Origin of the sequence: Bradyrhizobium sp. 17 (assembly GCF_023073515.1) — a bacterium.
GTDB classification, from domain to species: Bacteria; Pseudomonadota; Alphaproteobacteria; order Rhizobiales; family Xanthobacteraceae; genus Bradyrhizobium; species Bradyrhizobium canariense_D.
The window spans coordinates 65,834-82,249 of the sequence record NZ_JADPJQ010000066.1; the positions used below are offsets into that span (position 1 = coordinate 65,834).

Below are 16,416 nucleotides of genomic sequence, written 5' to 3' on the forward strand. Positions count from 1 at the left end.
GCGCTATCACACCGCTCTCATAAGGTGAATGCCTGACCATGCCCGAATTGCCCGAAGTCGAGACCGTCCGCCGCGGCCTTCAGCCTGTCATGGAGGGTGCGAAAATCCTGGTCGCGGAGACCCGCAGGCCTGATTTGCGCTTTCCTTTCCAGCCGGACTTCGTGGCCCGACTGAAGGGGCAGGTCGTCACGGGGCTCGGCCGCCGTGCAAAATATCTCATGGCCGATCTCACCTCCGGCGACGTGCTGTTGATGCATCTGGGCATGTCGGGTTCGTTTCGCGTCATCAAGCCGGACAACGAGGCGGCGCCGGGCGAGTTTCACTATCCGCGAGCCAAGGACTCCGCGCACGATCACGTGCTGTTTCGGATGTCCTCCGGCGCCGACATCATCTTCAACGATCCGCGCCGCTTCGGTTACATGAAAGTGATCGCGCGCAGCGCGCTCGACGAGGAGCCGCTGCTGCGCGGGCTCGGGCCCGAGCCGCTTGGCAACGAATTTGACGCCGCGATGCTGGCGCGATCCTGCGCCGGCAAGACCACGAGCCTGAAAGCCGCGCTGCTCGATCAGCGCGTGGTCGCCGGGCTCGGCAATATCTATGTCTGCGAAGCCCTGCATCGTTCGCATCTGTCGCCGCGCCGGATCGCCGCGACGTTGTCGACCAAGGCCGGACAACGCAAGGGCGTTGCCGGGGGCGAGCCGACCGACCATGCAAAGCGATTGGTCGGCGCGATCCACACCGTGCTGAACGACGCCATCAAGGCCGGCGGCTCCAGCTTGCGCGATCATCGCCAGACCTCGGGCGAGCTCGGCTATTTCCAGCACTCGTTCAAGGTCTACGATCGCGAGGGCGAGAAATGCACCACGCCGCGATGTGGCGGCATCGTCAAGCGTTTTACGCAGAACGGCCGGTCGACCTTCTGGTGTCCGAAATGTCAGAAGTGAAAATCAGGCTCGTATCCGAGAGGTCGTAAGTTCAGCGGCGGTGACGAGCCCACCACGACCGTCATTGCGAGCGCAGCGAAGCAATCCAGAAGCTTTCCAACGAAGCAGTCTGGATTGCTTCGTCGCAAAGCTCCTCGCAATGACAGCGGAGATAGAGTTTCCCAAAAACGCGAAGCGAAGCAATCCGGCCGGGCTGGTGGCCGGATTGCTTCGTCGCTAAGGCCCTTCCGGATGGTGAAGGTCCGGCTGCCATCCGAGCGATACCCCCGCTCAGGACGCCAGTATCGTAGTTTCATCGGCGGCCAGCTCGGCGGCGACGTGCAACATTCCGTCCGCGGCCGCGATGACCTGGTCGATCAAGACATTGGTCGTGACGTCGAGCTCGAGCCGGGTCTCAATCCAATGCCAGAGGCCGCGGATCTCCTCGGTCGACTTGCCGTTCGGCGCGAATTCGCTCACCGCAAGGCCGCTGGCGAGCGAGTCCTGGTGATCGTTGCGCATCACGATCAGGGGACGCGCGAGCACCTCGGCGAGATCAAGCGCTGCTTCCTCGGCGAGCGTGTTGGCGGCGTTGTCGATGCGCTGGCCGCGGATCGGGGTTTGGTTCAGCACGAAGCTGTAAGGCCGCTTCCAGGCGCGCGCGACGCTCAGCGTCGAAACGGTCGCTTCGATGTCGGCGACGCTCGGGCGTGCCGGGATCAGGCAGAGGTCGGAATGGCGGATCGCGGCGGTGGTCGCGGCGCTGAGGCCGGCGGCGGTATCGACGATCGCAATCTGGAGACCGCCGTCGGCGAGCATCTTCAGGCGCGGCTCGATATCGGCGGCGTGATAGATCGGCTCGACGACGAGATCATCGGTGGTGCGGCGGCGCTGCCAGTTCGACAGTGTGCCCTGCGGGTCGGTTTCGATCAGGCGAACGGTGAAGCCGGCCTGCTTGGCTGCCAGCGCGAGGCCGATGGCGAGCGTGCTCTTGCCGCTGCCACCCTTTTGGGTGGCCAGTGCGATCGTGTGCATTGAAGATCAATCCTTTGGAGTGCTTGGGTCTCGGGAAACGCCACGCGAACGTGCATCGATCTCGATGCTGAGCTCTTCTCGCTCAGGACGTGCCGGCCCGATCCAAAGGGGATCGCGGAGGTCCGAATCAGCAGTCACGATGATGGCGGAATCGGGAATGCCAACGAATCCGTACCATTACTGGACCCGTACTCGTCCGTGTGCTGTGCTTGCAGCCGTGAATAATAAGGACAAGCGGCATGGGCGGAAACTGGCGCGACCGGACGGCGACGAATTTCGAATGCCAGAAGATGCCGGCGGTATCGAGCCGCGGCATGGTGGTCAGCAACCATCCACTGGCCTCCAGCGCCGGCGCGGAGATGCTGGCCGCCGGCGGCAACGCCATCGACGCCGCGATAGCGACCCTGTTCACGCTGACCGTGGTCGAGCCGATGATGGTGGGCATCATCGGCGGTGGCATGGCGCACATCCGGCTCGCCGACGGCAGCCACCGTTTCATCGACGGACAGAGCACCGTGCCCGCGGCGGTGCTTGACACCAGCTACACCCCCACGCCGGGTTCCGCGCATGATGTGTTCGACACCGTCGGCAATGAAAATCTCAACGGACCAAAGGCGGTCGCCACGCCGGGCTCGCTGAAAGCCTGGTGCGAGACGCTGCGCTGCTTCGGCACCATGAGCCTTGCCGACGTCATGCAGCCCGCGATCAAGCACGCCGCGCGCGGCTATGCGACGACACCCTATCTGCACGAATGCATCACCGAGAGCGCCGCCGAGATGCGCAAGGACAAGCCGATCGCGGCGATCTATCTGCCAGACGGCGAGCCGCTCAAGGTCGGCGAGCGCGTGGTACAGGCCGAGTATGCCGAGACGTTGCGGCATATCGCCGACCACGGCGAAAAGGCGCTCTATGAGGGGCCGCTTGGCGATATCCTGGTCGACTATATGGAAAAGGCCGGCGGCTTCATCCGGCGCAACGATCTCACCAGCTACAAGACCGTCGAACGGCAGCCGATCCGCGCCGATTACCGCGGCTGGACTATCTTTGGCCCGCCGCCGCCCGCGGCTTCCGGCGTGCATATCGCACAGATGCTGAACATCCTGGAAGGCTACGACATCCAAGGCCTCGGCTTCGGTACGCCCGAGACCATCCACTATCTTGCCGAGGTCCTGAAGATCGCATTCGCCGACCGCGCCGCGGCCAGCGGCGATCCTGATTATGTCGGCGTCCCCGTGGAGCGGCTGACCTCGAAGGCCTACGCCGAGGAGCGCCGCGCTGCGATCGATCCGGCACGGGCGCAGAGCTGGGGCGCCGGCGTGTCGCAGCTTGAAGGCGCTCACACCACGCACATGACGGCGGCGGATGCGTTCGGCAACGTGGTTGCGACCACGCAGACCATCAACAATCTGTTCGGCGCCAAGATCATGATCCCGGGCCTGGGCGCCATCGCCAACAACTACATGAACCTGTTCGATCCGCGTCCAGGCCACGCCCTGTCGCTGGCGCCGGGCAAGCGGGTGACGACCTCGATGTCGCCGATGATGGCACTCCGTGATGGAAAGTTGCGCTATGCGCTCGGCTTGCCCGGCGGAAAACGAATCTTCCCGAGCGCGATGCAGGCGCTGCTCAATCTGATCGACCACGGTATGAGCTTGCAGGAAGCAGTCGAGGCGCCGCGGGTCTGGACCGAAGGCAATGCGCTTGAGGTCGAGCAGAGGGTGCCGGAGAGCGTGCGCGCGAAGCTCGCGGAGCTCGGCCACAAGGTGCAGCCTGTCGCGGCAGTCGCCGGCGGCATGAATGGTATCGCCTTCCACGACGACGGCACCATGAGTGGCGCCGCTTGCTGGCGTGCGGACGGCACGCCGGTCGGGATCTCGGGTGGTCTTGCGAAGGCCGGGATCAGGTTCAGGCTGAGCTAGGTCTCATGCCCCGGACGCAGCGCAGCGCTTCTTCAGCGGCGCGCATTTCATGCCGCACCGCGCCCGGGACACGAGAGCTACTTGCGCACGCAGATCACGCGCACGACAGCGGCTTTCGCATCTGTGGACGTTCCGTTCGCCGCGACACCGTTCGCCTTCAGGAAATCGCGCACCGTCTCCGCGGAGACCATCACCGCCTGCGACGCCGGCACCGACGTCGCGGGGCCCGCAACCATCGCCGGCTTCAATAGTGCGATGCCGGCGAACTTGCCGTCGCCGTCGATGGCGGGGCTGCCGGAGAAGCCGACAGACGGTGGCGGTGAGAGTGGGGAATCGCCACCACCGACGGATGCCAGCGTAGCCTTGAGGCTCGACACACCCGCGGCTCCGCCCTGGCTCTGCGGATCCGCGATACCGATGACATCGACACTCGTCTTCGCTGCGCCGGCCGCGAGGTTGAGGGGCTCCAGGCCGCGGGCGCCGTAAATATGCAGCAGCGCGAGGTCGTGTTCCCGGTCCTCGGCGAGACGGTCGGCGCTGCCATAGCCGGCGATCGTGATCGCGAGGCAGCTATCAGTGACGAGGCGGTCCGTGAGGATCGCGCCATCGTCGCTGACGACAATGCCGGTGCCATATTCGACGGTCTTGCGTGGCGGCGGCCCCGCCTGTGGCCCCGACGGAAACGCGTTGAAGGCGCTCGACATCGCGATCACGACCGGCTCGACCGTGTTCTCGGTCGCCTGATCGTAGAGGATCGTCATGATGCGGACCTCGTCACCCCTGGAGGTGCCGCGCAAATAGAATTTCTTCAGGCCCTGCAGACCCGACAGCACGAAGAAGTCGGGCTTTACCACGGTGTAGTCGACCTTGCGACCCGGCTCTTTCTTCTCCGCTTCGGCAAGCTTGGCTGTGGTCGGGTTCGCCTCCTTGCGGCGGCTGAGCAGAACCTGCACCGTGCCAGTGGGCGAGGTCCATTTCGAGCCGTTGGCGTCGGTCGCCTGCTGCGGCACCAGCTTTGAGGGAATGCCGAGCCGCGCGCCGCTGGTCATTTCCGTCACGATCTTCCAGCCGACGCTGTCCTGTTTGCGGCGCGCGGTCTCGGCGAGCGCTGCGCGTTCCTGCGGATTGAGCACGCCGGTCGCCTTGCCGCCCTTGGCCTTCTGATACTCCTTGATGGCCTCGACCAGGCGCGCGCTGACGTCGCCGGTGATGGCGCCGTTATACTGGCCGACCCAGGCGAGGTCGGACTGCAGCGACAGCCGCTCCGCCTGCGCCATGGCATCGGCCGTCGCAGCCGGCGTCTGCAATGCAGGAGGCCGGATCGGAACGGTCTGGACCGGCTTCGGCTTGGTGCCGGGAAGCTGCGGTGTCGTCATCTGGGCGTTCGCGCCTGTCGCAGCCGCAAACATCAGTGTTGCCGCAAGCATCGATCTCATGACAAATCCAGCCCGCCCATTGAACGCAATGCCATTGAAGCACATCTCGTTGGTCGCGAACAATGTTGCGGTGGTTCAGACCGGCAGGAGAGGTCTAGCTCCTCATCCTGAGGAGCCGCGTAAGCGGCGTCTCGAAGGATGAAGGCCGTGCAGCCGCAGCGGGGCCTGCATGGTTCGAGACGGCGCTTCGCGCCTCCTCACCATGAGGAGAGGATCTGGAAGGATAACGATGCTGAGCCCGGACGAACTCGAACGTTATGCCCGCCATATCGTGCTGCGCGATGTCGGTGGCCCCGGCCAGGCTGCGCTGAAGCGGGCCTCCGTGCTGGTGATCGGCGCCGGCGGGCTCGGTGCGCCCGCTTTGATGTATCTGGCGGCCGCCGGCATCGGTACGCTCGGCGTGGTCGATGACGACGTGGTGTCGCTGTCGAACCTCCAGCGCCAGGTCATTCACACCACGCCCGATATCGGCCGGCACAAGGTCGAGAGCGCGGCCGAACGGATCTCGGCGCTCAACCCGCATGTCCGCTTCGTCGGTCACGCCACCTGGCTCAATGCCGACAATGCGCTGTCGCTGATCGGGGACTATGACCTCGTGCTCGACGGCTCCGACAATTTCTCGACCCGCTATCTGGCCTCGGACGCCTGCTTCTTCGCCAAGAGGCCGCTGATCACGGCGGCGCTCGGCACCTTCGATGGCTCGCTGACCACCATCCGCGCGCATGAGACAAACGAGCAGGGCGAATTCAATCCGACCTATCGCTGCCTATTCCCGGAAGCGCCGCCGCCCGGGACCGTGCCGGCGTGCGCGGAAGCCGGCGTCATGGGCGCGCTCGCGGGCGTGATGGGCTCGATGATGGCGCTGGAGGCGATCCGCGAGATCGTCGGCTTTGGCGACGGCCTCGTCGGCCGCCTCCTGATGATCGATGCGCGCGCGATGCGCTTCGAGACGCTGCGTTACGCGCGCGATCCCGCCAATCCGCTCAATGGCGATGGGCCTGTGATCACCGATCTCAGCGCCCATCGCACTTGATTGCAGACGTTATGCTGTGGCCGGCTTCTCGCTGTCGAGATGCGCCATCTGCTCAGCGGCGTAACGCGTGCCGGCAGCGACATCGGGCGGGAAGGCCGTTGCCAGCACGGCGAGATGAGCCGGCGTCAGCGTGACCTTGGCCGCGCCGAGTGCTTCGGTGAGGCGGTTGCGGGTGCGGGCGCCGACCAGCGGCACGATCTGCTTGCCTTGCGCCGCCACCCAGGCGATCGCGACCTGTGCCGGCGTCGCGCCAATCTCAGCGGAGATGGCGCGCAGCTGCTCCACCAATGCGAGATTGGCATCGAGATTCGATCCCTGGAAGCGCGGCGTCATCAGCCGGTAGTCCTTGCCTGTCTTGCCGGAGTCCTTCGACCAATGGCCGCTGATGAGGCCGCGCGCCAACACGCCGTAAGCCGTGATGCCGATGCCGAGCTCGCGGCAGGTCGTCAGGATGTCGCGTTCGATGCCACGCTCGATCAGCGAATATTCGATCTGGAGATCGGCGATCGGGTGCACGGCATGCGCGCGGCGGATGGTGGCGGAGCCGACCTCGGACAGGCCGATATGTTTGATGTAGCCGGCCTTCACGAGATCGGCGATGCCGCCGATGGTCTCCTCGATCGGAATGTTGGGATCGAGCCGCGCCGGACGGTAGACGTCGATGTAGTCGGTGCCGAGCCGCTGCAGCGAATAGGCTAGGAAGTTCCTCGTTGCGGCCGGCCTCGTGTCCATGCCGGTGAATTCGCCGGCAGGACCGCGCAGCGCACCGAACTTGACACTGATCTGCACCTTGTCGCGCGGCACCTCCTTGAGCGCTTCGCGCACCAGCATTTCATTGTGGCCCATGGCGTAGAAATCGCCGGTGTCGACCAGGGTAATGCCGGCATCCAGTGCGGCGTGGATCGTGGCGATGCTCTCGCCGCGATCGGCGGGGCCGTAGACCTCGGACATGCCCATGCACCCGAGACCGAGAGCGGAGACGGTGGGACCGGTCGAACCGAGTTTGCGCTGTTCCATGATGGCTCTCCTCGAAAAGGCGCTGACTGCGCCGCGTGACGAGGCCTGATATGCGCTTGATCGATTGCGCCGATAAGCTGGACAATCGAGAATGGCTTGTTCACATTAACGAACAATGGCTGAGCCCGACCTGCGTGATCTCGACGTCTTCATGGCGGTCGCCCGCACCCGCAATTTCCGGCGCGCGGCGATCGATATTCGCGTGTCGGTGTCGAGCCTTAGCCAGCGATTGCGGGACCTGGAGGAGCGCCTCGGCGTCCGCCTGATGAACCGCACCACCCGCAGCGTCGCCCTGACCGAGGCGGGCGAGCTGCTGCTGTCGCGCGTGGCTCCGGCGCTGCGCGATGTCGGCGAGGCCCTCGATCAGGTCCGGGGCCTGCGCGAGATGGCCTCGGGCCGGCTGCGCATTAACGCGCCGCCACCCGCGGTCGATCTCGTGCTGGCCCCCATGATCGGGCCGTTCCTTAAGGCCTATCCGCAGGTCGACCTCGAGATCGTTTCCGAGAGCGGGTTTGTCGATATCGTCAGCGCGGGCTTCGATGCCGGCGTACGTTATGGCGAGCATCTCGCGCAGGACATGGTCGCGATCTCGCTCAGCGGCCCGCAGAGCTATGTCGTAGTCGCTTCGCCCGATTACCTCGCGCGCCGCGGCAAGCCGGAGCATCCGAAGGATCTGCTCGACCATAATTGCATCCGCGCCCGCTACTCCAGCGGTGTCATGCACGATTGGGAGTTCGAGAAGGCCGGCCAGCTGGTGAAGGTCGATCCGCCGGCAAAGCTGATCTCGACCAACATGGGCCTTTCCATGCGCGCCGCGCTCGACGGCGCCGGCATCTGGGCGACGCTTGATGGTTATGTCGGCGAAGCCCTGAAGTCCGGCGCGCTCGTCAGTCTGATTCAGGATTGGTGCGAGCCGTTTCCCGGGCCGTTCCTGTACTATCCAAGCCGGCGACAAACGCCGCCGGCGCTGCGGGCCTTTATCGATTTCGTTGCCGACTGGCGCAAGCGCGAAACACGCAGCAAATAGACCTCACAGCATGCTCGGCAGCACGCGATCCGGCGGCTTGTGCGCATCGAGGAAGGTTCGGATGTTGATGATCACCTTCTCGCCCATCTCGACGCGGCCCTCGATCGTGGCCGAGCCCATATGCGGCAGCAACGTCACCTTGCCGGCCTTGGCGAGCCGCACCAGCTTCGGGTTCACCGCGGGCTCGTGCTCATAGACATCGAGGCCGGCGCCGCCGATCTCGCCGCCTTCGATCAGCTTGATCAGCGTGTCCTCGTCGGTGACCCCGCCGCGCGCGGTGTTGACGATGTAGGCGTCCTTGCGAATAAGCTTCAGCCGGCGCGCCGACAGCAGATGGTAGGTCGCCGGCGTGTGCGGACAGTTCACCGAGATGATGTCCATCCGTGCCAGCATCTGGTCGAGGCTTTCCCAATAGGTCGCGCCCAGCTCTTCGGCGATCTTCGGCGCCACCGGCCGACGATTGTGGTAGTGGATCTGCAAGCCGAAGGCGCGGGCGCGGCGTGCGACCGCCTGGCCGATGCGGCCCATGCCGATGATGCCAAGGCGCTTTCCGCCGATGCGATGGCCGAGCATCCAGGTCGGCGACCAGCCCGGCCAGGGTTTTCCTTCCGTCAGGATCGAGGCGCCTTCGATCATCCGCCTGGGCACGGCGAGGATCAGCGCCATGGTCATGTCGGCGGTGTCTTCGGTCAGAACTTTCGGCGTGTTGGTGACGGTGATGCCGCGGGCATGCGCGGCCTCGACATCGATGTTGTCGACGCCGTTGCCGAAATTCGCGATCAGTTTCAACCTGCAGTCGGGCTGGTTGACGATGTCGGCGGAGATGTGGTCGGTCACGGTTGGGACCAGCACGTCGGCGGTACGGGCGGCTTCCGCGATCTGCTCGGGCGACATCGGCGTGTCGTCGAGATTGATCCGCGCGTCGAACAGCTCGCGCATCCGGGTCTCGATCGAATCCGGAAGCTTGCGCGTCACCACGACGAGGGGCTTTTTCTTCACCGACATGTCCTGCCCTCATGAGGCGTTGCGAGCCGCCTCTGTCGCCAAAGGCCGGCCGTTGAGGCCTCATTAACCCGGTTGTTCGACACTGCGCTTGCCGTGTCGTCCCCGGCGTTTCCTTCAAGCTCTCCCGACATTTCCGGCCGGAAAATCGGGACAAACCGGTTGTTCAGATGTCCGTCCTCTCTAGCAGAAGGCCGGGCCAAGACAAGAACCACGGGTAAAGGGCTCGGGAACACCCGCGTGGGGCGGGGTCAGGGGCGACAGCGGCCTGGTTTGGGAATTTAGGGCGAGGGACCGGCTCGGCCGGACCTTCGACAGGAGACGGGTTGATGGCGTTGGGGCGTTTTTGTTCGGTGATGGCGCTCGTTTGCACCTGGTTGAGCGCTTCGGTCAGTCCCGGGCATTCGGCAAAGGACAACACCCCTCAGACGGCCTCAGGCCTCCCGGTGCCGCGCTACGTCAGCCTGAAATCGGATCACGTCAACGTCCGCGCCGGCCCGACCAAGGACAACGACGTCGCCTGGGTCTACACCCGTTCCGGCCTGCCGGTCGAAATCACCGCCGAGTTCGAGAACTGGCGCCGGGTCCGCGATTCCGAGGGCGCCGAGGGTTGGGTCTATCACTCGCTGCTGTCGGGCCGCCGTACTGCTGTCGTCACCATGAAGCACAAGGACGAGCTCGCGCCGATCTACGACCGCGCCGATCCCGAGAGCGCGGTTGCGGCCAGGCTCCAGGCCGGTGTCGTCACCCAGGTGAAGAAGTGCACTGCAAACTGGTGCCGCGTCAGCGGTAACGGCTTTGACGGCTGGATCCAGCAGGAGCGCCTCTGGGGCGTCTACTCGGACGAGCAGGTGAATTGATCTGGGCGGGAGCGGAACTGTTGCTCCACCGTCATGCCCGGGCATCCACGCATTTTTCGACGCCTGACCGAATAACGTGGATAGCCGGGACAAGCCCGGCCATGACGATCAAATCAGCAGTTCAGGATAGATCTCAGCGCTTCTTGCGCAACCGTACGACCATGTCGATGCGGGCGATCTCGTAACCCGCGGGCACCTCAGGCATCTTGGACAGCGCCAGATGCGGATCCTCGATGTCGACCAGCTCATGGCTGTTCTCGAGGTAGTAGTGATGGTGGGTCGTGACGTTGGTGTCGAAATAGGTCTTGGTGCCGTCGACGCTGACCTGACGCAGCAGACCGGCATCGGTGAGCTGGTTCAGCGTGTTGTAGACGGTCGCCAGCGAGACCGGCACCTTGGCCAGCGTCGCTTCCTCGTAAAGCATTTCAGCCGTGAGGTGACGTGCACCCTTGCCGAACAGGAGCCAGCCGAGCGCCATGCGCTGGCGCGTGGGGCGAAGCCCTGCGGACTGGAGCATTTCGTTGACGTCGTGCCACGGGCAGCCGGTCAACGCCGGCTGGCGGCCGGACATAAGAGCCGCCGCATGGGCCTCTTCGTCGCGATGGGGCGCGTTATTTTCGTTCATTTCCAGCTTCGGGCACGCGTGAACACTGTCGTTGCCCAACATATATGGAGAGATAGATGCAGATGCAAGTTTCTCGCAACTAGAGCGGTTCTAATCAGGCAGGGAACCGGGGTGGCGGCCCGTCATTTTACCTTCATGAGAGCGCTTTGCTACCCGAAATGGCCTGTGTTAGAGAGCCCGCGGTTCCGCTTAACCCATTTTGGCGCGACCCGGCATTGAGGGCCGCTCGCTATCCATCCAGGGTCCTTCGGTATTCTCGTCTGACAATGGCAACAGATGTCGCCTTTCGAACAGGATGGGGCCCATTTTCGCCGGAAACGCCGCTCAATCGGGGTTTGAACACAAAGGCTTCCGCATGCTGAACAGGCGCAACGGTTACGAATATGAAGATCTGCTGGCATGTGCCCGCGGCGAGATGTTCGGCCCTGGCAATGCGCAATTGCCGCTGCCGCCGATGCTGATGTTCGACCGCATCACGGACATCAGCGAGACCGGCGGCGAATTCGGCAAGGGGGTGGTGCGCGCCGAGCTCGACGTGAAGCCCGACCTCTGGTTCTTCGGCTGCCACTTCAAGAACGATCCGGTGATGCCCGGCTGCCTCGGGCTCGATGCGCTGTGGCAAATGGTCGGCTTTTATCTGGGCTGGAGCGGCGGTGAAGGTCGCGGTCGCGCGCTTGGCCTGAACGAGCTGAAGTTCAGCGGCCAGGTGCTGCCGGAGGCCCGCAAGGTTGTGTACAACATCGATATCAAGCGCGTGATGCGTTCAAAGCTGGTGCTCGGTATCGCCGACGGATGGCTTTCGGTGGATGACCAGATTATCTATCGCGCAAAGGATTTGAAGGTCGGCCTGTTCAAGCAGGGCACGAGCCTGGGCTGAGCGCATCACCACGAAGACAACGATTGAGGCGAGGCTGTCATGAGGCGGGTTGTGGTCACCGGGATGGGCATTGTCTCCTCCATCGGAAACAACACCCAGGAGGTGCTTGCGAGCCTTCACGAGGCGAAGTCGGGCATTTCGCGGGCTGAAAAATATGCCGAGCTCGGCTTCCGCTCCCAGGTGCAGGGTGCGCCGACGCTCGATCCTTCGACGGTGGTCGACCGCCGCGCCATGCGTTTCCTCGGTCAGGGCGCGGCGTGGAATCACGTCGCGATGGAACAGGCGATCCAGGATTCCGGTCTTTCGCCCGACGAAATTTCCAATATTCGCACCGGCATCATCATGGGCTCCGGCGGTCCGTCGGCGCGCACCATCGTCGAAGCCGCCGACATCACCCGCACCAAGGGACCGAAGCGTGTCGGGCCGTTTGCAGTGCCGAAGGCGATGTCCTCCACGGCCTCCGCAACGCTTGCGACCTGGTTCAAGATCAAGGGCGTGAACTATTCTATCTCGTCGGCCTGCGCGACGTCGAACCATTGCGTCGGCAATGCCTATGAAACGATCCAGATCGGCAAGCAGGACGTCATCTTCGCCGGCGGCTGCGAGGAGCTGGACTGGTCGCTGTCGGTGCTGTTCGACGCCATGGGCGCGATGTCCTCGAAGTACAACGACACGCCTGCGACGGCCTCCCGTCCCTACGACGTCAACCGCGACGGCTTCGTGATTGCCGGCGGAGCCGGCGTGCTGGTGCTGGAAGAGCTCGAGCATGCCAAGGCGCGGGGCGCACGCATTTACGGCGAGATCGTCGGCTATGGCGCGACGTCCGACGGCTACGACATGGTCGCACCATCAGGTGAGGGCGCCGAGCGCTGCATGCGCATGGCGATGTCGACCGTGAAGACCAAGGTCGACTACATCAATCCGCACGCGACATCGACCCCGGCCGGCGATCCGCCGGAGATCGACGCACTCCGCAGGGTGTTCGGAAGCGGCGAGAAGTGCCCGCCGATCTCGGCGACCAAGGCGCTGACCGGTCACTCCCTGGGCGCAACCGGCGTGCAGGAAGCGATCTATTCGCTGCTGATGATGAACAATGGTTTCATCTGCGAGAGCGCCCACATCCAGGAGCTCGACCCCGTGTTCGCCGACATGCCGATCGTGCGCAAGCGCATCGACAACGTCAAAATCGGCACCGTGCTGTCGAACTCCTTCGGCTTCGGCGGCACCAACGCCACGCTGGTGTTCAGCCGGCTGGATGCGTAATTTTGGCACGCTGTCATGCCCCGCGAAGGCGGGCATCCAGCACGCCGCAACTTCTCGATTTGCAGTAATCGCCTCGAAATACTGGATCGCCTGCCCCAGTGCGCAAGTGCGCGCAAGGCGGGCGATGACGCCGGAATAATGGGAGCTATCAGGCAATGGAAGGTTTAATGAAAGGCAAGCGCGGTCTGATCATGGGCATCGCCAATGATCATTCGATCGCCTGGGGCATGGCGAAGACGCTGCATGCCCACGGCGCCGAGCTTGCCTTCACCTTCCAGGGCGAGGCGCTGGGCAAGCGTGTTAAGCCGCTGGCGGAGCAGCTTGGCGTCGACATGGTGCTGCCCTGCGACGTCGAGGACATCGCCAGCGTCGACGCCACATTCACGGCCTTGCGCGAAAAGTGGGGCCGGCTGGATTTCGTGATCCACGCGATCGGCTTCGCCGACAAGAACGAGCTCAAGGGTCGCTACGCCGACACCAGCCGCGAGAATTTTTCGCGCACCATGGTGATCTCCTGCTTCTCCTTCACGGAAGTGGCAAAACGCGCCGCCGAGCTGATGACGGAGGGCGGCAGCATGATCACGCTGACCTTCGGCGCCTCGGAACGCGCGATGCCGAACTACAACGTGATGGGCGTGGCCAAGGCGGCGCTGGAAGCCTCGGTGCGCTATCTCGCCTCGGATTTCGGACCGCGCGGCATCCGCGTCAACGCGATCTCCGCCGGCCCGATCCGCACGCTCGCCGGCTCCGGCATCGGCGAGGCGCGCGCGATGTTCGCCTTCATGCAAAAACATTCGCCGCTCCGCCGGGGCGTGACGCTCGACGAGCTCGGCGGCTCGGCGCTGTATCTGTTGTCGGATCTCTCCGGCGGCGTGACCGGCGAGATCCACTATGTCGATTCCGGCTACAACACCGTCCTGATGCCGCGGCCGGACGATTTGAAGGCGCAGGATTAGCTCTCGTAGAGTGGGCAAAGGCGCGCAAGCGACGTGCCCACGATTTCTCAATAATCGAGACCAGTTCCTGCTGCGAAGGACGTGTCGATCAGCGCGCGTCGCTGTTGCGCGCCGCTCGTTGAACCCCGATCAGCAGCGGCAGCGTCTTGTCGAGGCTTTCCGTCAGCATGGCACGCACGTCGTCGCGCAGTGCGGGATTGTCGGCGGCATCTTCAGGGCGGGTTGGAAACGATTCTGCGGGTAGTTCGCGATAGGGGCCGCCGATTTGCACGCCCAGGAGCCTCTGCACCATAAGGGAATGATGCGTGTTGATCAGCGCAGAACTCTGTCTGACAACGGAGAAGTCGCGCCCATCGAAGATGCGGACAAACGCCAGGGCGTAGAGATAGATGCGACGCCCGAGCACCACATCATGGTTGAGGATGCCGAAGCCGCGGACCGTATAGTTGGATGACCCGAAAGGGCTGATTGAATTGAGGATCTGGATGTAGTGCCGGCAATTCGTTCCTTTCACGACGTCGCGCATGTATTGGGCCAGCTCCGCATTGAGATCGCGGAACAACCTGTCCTTCAATGTGTCCTTGGACTCATCGCGGGGAGGAAATTTCGCCGGGTTGTAGGGGATTCTCAGAACGGACACGCCGGCAGGGATCGTGGCGCGAATCCGCGCGAAGATCAGATCATTGAGTCCCCAGCCCGGGATCGGGACGACCGTCTTCTTGTGCTGAAATACGGTCAGGCCGGTCGTCAGCACGGTGAACTCATCGCCGGTGGTGACGACGACACCGAAGTCGCACGGGCCGCCGACCACGGGAGCGGGTTTGCCCGTCGCTTCACGCCGCGTGGTCGTCTTGTTGTTGCTTTGCTTGACGGCTGATCCTGCCGTTTCCGCCCCTGGTGGTACCAATTTGGTCTGCGCCCAAGCAGATGTCGAAAAGCACCACGCGACGGCCGCAAGGACGACGAGCCGGGCCAAAACGTCAAATGCAGCCCAGCCGCAGGAAGCGGACGAGCGATAGTCTTTGTCGCGTCCCCTCGGCAAAGGCGCTTACTCGCCCTTGATATACGCGGGTAGATACCTGTCCAGCTGGGCCGTGAGCAGGCTGCGTGTGCTGTCACGCAGCAATGCACTGCTGGTCACCTGTTCAGGGGTCTTGGGAAATTCGAGATTGTTGAGGATTTGCATATTGTCGTTCTTGTTGGAGAAACTCGAAGCAATCACATCGCCGAAGCTGCGGGTAGGCGCCCGATGGATGTCGAAAGTCCGTCCGTCAAAAACGTTTATGCGGAAATAGGAAACCACGACGCCGCGCCCGGAAGGGCTCGCCCAATTCTTGTAGACCCCGAGGCCCTCGATTGATTGATTGGTGCCATCCACCGAAACGCGGGCTTTCGTGGCTACGACGTAGCGTTCGCAATTTGCAGCTCCGGCGATCTGCCGCACCAGCGCCGTCAGGTCGTCGCGGTCATTGCGGAACAGTTTCGCTTCCGGATGATAGTACGGCCTGAAGGCTCCGCTTGCGTAAGCGACCTTTCGGACAGCCGTGCCGGGAGCCGTGGCGCGAACCCTCGCGACGAACAGATCATCGATACCCCACGTCTCGATCGGCGCCTCCATATACTCGTTGCCGAACATCGTGAGGCCGACATGTTGCACCGAGAACTGGTCTCCGATCGCGGAAATGACGCCGATCTGACAGGGGCCGCTCTCCGCCGCAACTGGCTGTTGTGCAGCCGGTTTGGCCTTCGGCGCCGCCTTCTTGACTGCCTTCTTGGCTGGCGCCGCCGTCTGAGCGGGAGGCGCGGTGGTTGCGGGAGGGGTTTGCGCGGCTGCCGTGGTGAGCAGGGACAGCAACGCGATCAGCGAGACAGCAATTCGAAGCATCGATTCCGGGAGATCAGGGGGCAGGAGGACGGCGGATACGCCACAGTAAATTGGAACCGTGACAACCGCAAGCTGCACCAGGCGACCACTGCCTATCCGGCGGGTCGCTGCCGCCGCCACCGATAATACTTCATCATGAATCCGTTCGACGGCTCGACCTCTTCTTTCTCGAACACAAAGCCCTCGCGCTCGTACCAGCGCCAGGCTCTTTCGTTCTCGCGGATGCAGCGCAGAGACATCTCGTCGGGCATTTGTGTGCGCGTGAAGCCAAGCAATTGGCGGCCGAGCGATTGGCCCTGATAGGCGGGCGCGACGAACAGCATGTCGAGATAGAGTTTTGGCAAATGCAGCGCCAGCATCGCGGCGATCGTGCCGTCGTCGTCGGCGACGAACAGGCTCCAGCCGTCCTCGGTCTCGCGCCGGATCCGTGCACGCAGGTTTGCCAGCAGGAAGTCGCTCGTCTCGCCGAGGCCGGTCGAGACCCAGCTCTCCATCCAGATACGGCCGATCTCGTCGTATTCGTCCGCGCGGGCTGGGCGAATGATGGGATGCGACATC

16 protein-coding genes are annotated in these 16,416 nt (G+C 63.8%); 8 read left to right on the forward strand and 8 right to left on the reverse strand.

What is annotated here, in order from left to right; genetic code table 11:
- The first annotated feature begins 38 nt into the window (after positions 1 to 38).
- A complete protein-coding gene (mutM, locus tag IVB13_RS11520; protein WP_018455778.1) occupies positions 39 to 944 on the forward strand; it encodes a bifunctional DNA-formamidopyrimidine glycosylase/DNA-(apurinic or apyrimidinic site) lyase in 906 nt (301 codons plus the stop codon).
- Positions 945 to 1,214: 270 nt separating this feature from the next.
- Here the strand turns inward: mutM and IVB13_RS11525 are convergent, their stop codons facing one another.
- Entirely contained in the window at positions 1,215 to 1,958 is a 744-nt protein-coding gene (locus tag IVB13_RS11525; protein WP_085362015.1) for a ParA family protein, read from the reverse strand.
- A 239-nt stretch (positions 1,959 to 2,197) separates the two neighbouring features.
- Between IVB13_RS11525 and ggt the strand changes: the two genes are divergently transcribed.
- Positions 2,198 to 3,877, forward strand: a complete 1,680-nt coding sequence (ggt, locus tag IVB13_RS11530; protein ID WP_247370542.1) for a gamma-glutamyltransferase — start codon at positions 2,198 to 2,200, stop codon at positions 3,875 to 3,877.
- A gap of 77 nt (positions 3,878 to 3,954) precedes the next feature.
- Here ggt and IVB13_RS11535 read toward each other — a convergent pair whose 3' ends face one another.
- Positions 3,955 to 5,313: a serine protease gene (locus IVB13_RS11535; protein WP_026233023.1), complete on the reverse strand. Its 1,359-nt coding sequence runs from the start codon at positions 5,311 to 5,313 to the stop codon at positions 3,955 to 3,957.
- A 229-nt stretch (positions 5,314 to 5,542) separates the two neighbouring features.
- Between IVB13_RS11535 and moeB the strand changes: the two genes are divergently transcribed.
- Positions 5,543 to 6,346, forward strand: a complete 804-nt coding sequence (gene moeB / locus IVB13_RS11540; protein WP_018455782.1) for a molybdopterin-synthase adenylyltransferase MoeB — start codon at positions 5,543 to 5,545, stop codon at positions 6,344 to 6,346.
- A gap of 9 nt (positions 6,347 to 6,355) precedes the next feature.
- Here moeB and IVB13_RS11545 read toward each other — a convergent pair whose 3' ends face one another.
- The gene (locus tag IVB13_RS11545; protein ID WP_018455783.1) at positions 6,356 to 7,363 is read right to left on the reverse strand and encodes an aldo/keto reductase; all 1,008 of its coding nucleotides are present in this window, start codon (positions 7,361 to 7,363) and stop codon (positions 6,356 to 6,358) included.
- Between the two features lie 115 nt (positions 7,364 to 7,478).
- Between IVB13_RS11545 and IVB13_RS11550 the strand changes: the two genes are divergently transcribed.
- Positions 7,479 to 8,390, forward strand: a complete 912-nt coding sequence (locus IVB13_RS11550) for a LysR family transcriptional regulator (RefSeq protein WP_247295885.1) — start codon at positions 7,479 to 7,481, stop codon at positions 8,388 to 8,390.
- Positions 8,391 to 8,393: 3 nt separating this feature from the next.
- On the opposite strand, the gene IVB13_RS11555 is transcribed toward IVB13_RS11550, so the two are convergent.
- Positions 8,394 to 9,395, reverse strand: coding sequence for a D-glycerate dehydrogenase (locus tag IVB13_RS11555; RefSeq protein ID WP_018455785.1), 1,002 nt, complete (start codon positions 9,393 to 9,395; stop codon positions 8,394 to 8,396).
- Between the two features lie 326 nt (positions 9,396 to 9,721).
- Between IVB13_RS11555 and IVB13_RS11560 the strand changes: the two genes are divergently transcribed.
- A complete protein-coding gene (locus IVB13_RS11560; protein ID WP_026233024.1) occupies positions 9,722 to 10,252 on the forward strand; it encodes an SH3 domain-containing protein in 531 nt (176 codons plus the stop codon).
- A gap of 133 nt (positions 10,253 to 10,385) precedes the next feature.
- Here the strand turns inward: IVB13_RS11560 and irrA are convergent, their stop codons facing one another.
- Complete coding sequence (irrA, locus tag IVB13_RS11565; RefSeq protein ID WP_018455787.1) at positions 10,386 to 10,877, reverse strand: iron response transcriptional regulator IrrA; 492 nt, start codon at positions 10,875 to 10,877, stop codon at positions 10,386 to 10,388.
- A 355-nt stretch (positions 10,878 to 11,232) separates the two neighbouring features.
- Here irrA and fabA point away from each other — a divergent pair, with 355 nt between their 5' ends.
- The 3 genes from fabA (at position 11,233) to fabI (ending at position 13,973) form a co-directional block, all read left to right on the forward strand.
- Positions 11,233 to 11,754 (forward strand): bifunctional 3-hydroxydecanoyl-ACP dehydratase/trans-2-decenoyl-ACP isomerase, encoded by a 522-nt coding sequence (gene fabA / locus IVB13_RS11570; RefSeq protein WP_007603915.1) that lies wholly within the window; start codon positions 11,233 to 11,235, stop codon positions 11,752 to 11,754.
- A 39-nt stretch (positions 11,755 to 11,793) separates the two neighbouring features.
- Complete coding sequence (fabB, locus tag IVB13_RS11575) at positions 11,794 to 13,017, forward strand: beta-ketoacyl-ACP synthase I (RefSeq protein ID WP_026233025.1); 1,224 nt, start codon at positions 11,794 to 11,796, stop codon at positions 13,015 to 13,017.
- A gap of 155 nt (positions 13,018 to 13,172) precedes the next feature.
- Positions 13,173 to 13,973 (forward strand): enoyl-ACP reductase FabI, encoded by an 801-nt coding sequence (gene fabI / locus IVB13_RS11580; RefSeq protein WP_026233026.1) that lies wholly within the window; start codon positions 13,173 to 13,175, stop codon positions 13,971 to 13,973.
- A gap of 88 nt (positions 13,974 to 14,061) precedes the next feature.
- Here fabI and IVB13_RS11585 read toward each other — a convergent pair whose 3' ends face one another.
- The 3 genes from IVB13_RS11585 to IVB13_RS11595 form a co-directional block, all read right to left on the reverse strand.
- Positions 14,062 to 14,949 carry a hypothetical protein gene (locus tag IVB13_RS11585; RefSeq protein ID WP_240550533.1) on the reverse strand — a complete coding sequence of 296 codons (888 nt, stop codon included), beginning with the start codon at positions 14,947 to 14,949 and terminating at the stop codon, positions 14,062 to 14,064.
- A gap of 72 nt (positions 14,950 to 15,021) precedes the next feature.
- Entirely contained in the window at positions 15,022 to 15,978 is a 957-nt protein-coding gene (locus IVB13_RS11590) for a hypothetical protein (protein WP_231189580.1), read from the reverse strand.
- Positions 15,951 to 16,415: a GNAT family N-acetyltransferase gene (locus tag IVB13_RS11595; RefSeq protein WP_247488940.1), complete on the reverse strand. Its 465-nt coding sequence runs from the start codon at positions 16,413 to 16,415 to the stop codon at positions 15,951 to 15,953. The genes IVB13_RS11590 and IVB13_RS11595 overlap by 28 nt, the downstream gene beginning before the upstream one ends.
- Position 16,416 lies beyond the last annotated feature (1 nt).

Bases quoted from the DNA above. Each gene is read 5' to 3' on its own strand.
- IVB13_RS11555 (WP_018455785.1), bottom strand. From the start codon at position 9,395: ATGTCGGTGAAGAAAAAGCCCCTCGTCGTGGTGACGCGCAAGCTTCCG.
- IVB13_RS11560 (WP_026233024.1), top strand. From the start codon at position 9,722: ATGGCGTTGGGGCGTTTTTGTTCGGTGATGGCGCTCGTTTGCACCTGG.
- mutM (WP_018455778.1), top strand. From the start codon at position 39: ATGCCCGAATTGCCCGAAGTCGAGACCGTCCGCCGCGGCCTTCAGCCT.
- fabB (WP_026233025.1), top strand. From the start codon at position 11,794: ATGAGGCGGGTTGTGGTCACCGGGATGGGCATTGTCTCCTCCATCGGA.
- fabI (WP_026233026.1), top strand. From the start codon at position 13,173: ATGGAAGGTTTAATGAAAGGCAAGCGCGGTCTGATCATGGGCATCGCC.
- ggt (WP_247370542.1), top strand. From the start codon at position 2,198: ATGGGCGGAAACTGGCGCGACCGGACGGCGACGAATTTCGAATGCCAG.
- irrA (WP_018455787.1), bottom strand. From the start codon at position 10,877: ATGAACGAAAATAACGCGCCCCATCGCGACGAAGAGGCCCATGCGGCG.
- IVB13_RS11535 (WP_026233023.1), bottom strand. From the start codon at position 5,313: ATGAGATCGATGCTTGCGGCAACACTGATGTTTGCGGCTGCGACAGGC.
- IVB13_RS11525 (WP_085362015.1), bottom strand. From the start codon at position 1,958: ATGCACACGATCGCACTGGCCACCCAAAAGGGTGGCAGCGGCAAGAGC.
- fabA (WP_007603915.1), top strand. From the start codon at position 11,233: ATGCTGAACAGGCGCAACGGTTACGAATATGAAGATCTGCTGGCATGT.
- IVB13_RS11595 (WP_247488940.1), bottom strand. From the start codon at position 16,415: ATGTCGCATCCCATCATTCGCCCAGCCCGCGCGGACGAATACGACGAG.
- IVB13_RS11545 (WP_018455783.1), bottom strand. From the start codon at position 7,363: ATGGAACAGCGCAAACTCGGTTCGACCGGTCCCACCGTCTCCGCTCTC.
- IVB13_RS11550 (WP_247295885.1), top strand. From the start codon at position 7,479: ATGGCTGAGCCCGACCTGCGTGATCTCGACGTCTTCATGGCGGTCGCC.
- moeB (WP_018455782.1), top strand. From the start codon at position 5,543: ATGCTGAGCCCGGACGAACTCGAACGTTATGCCCGCCATATCGTGCTG.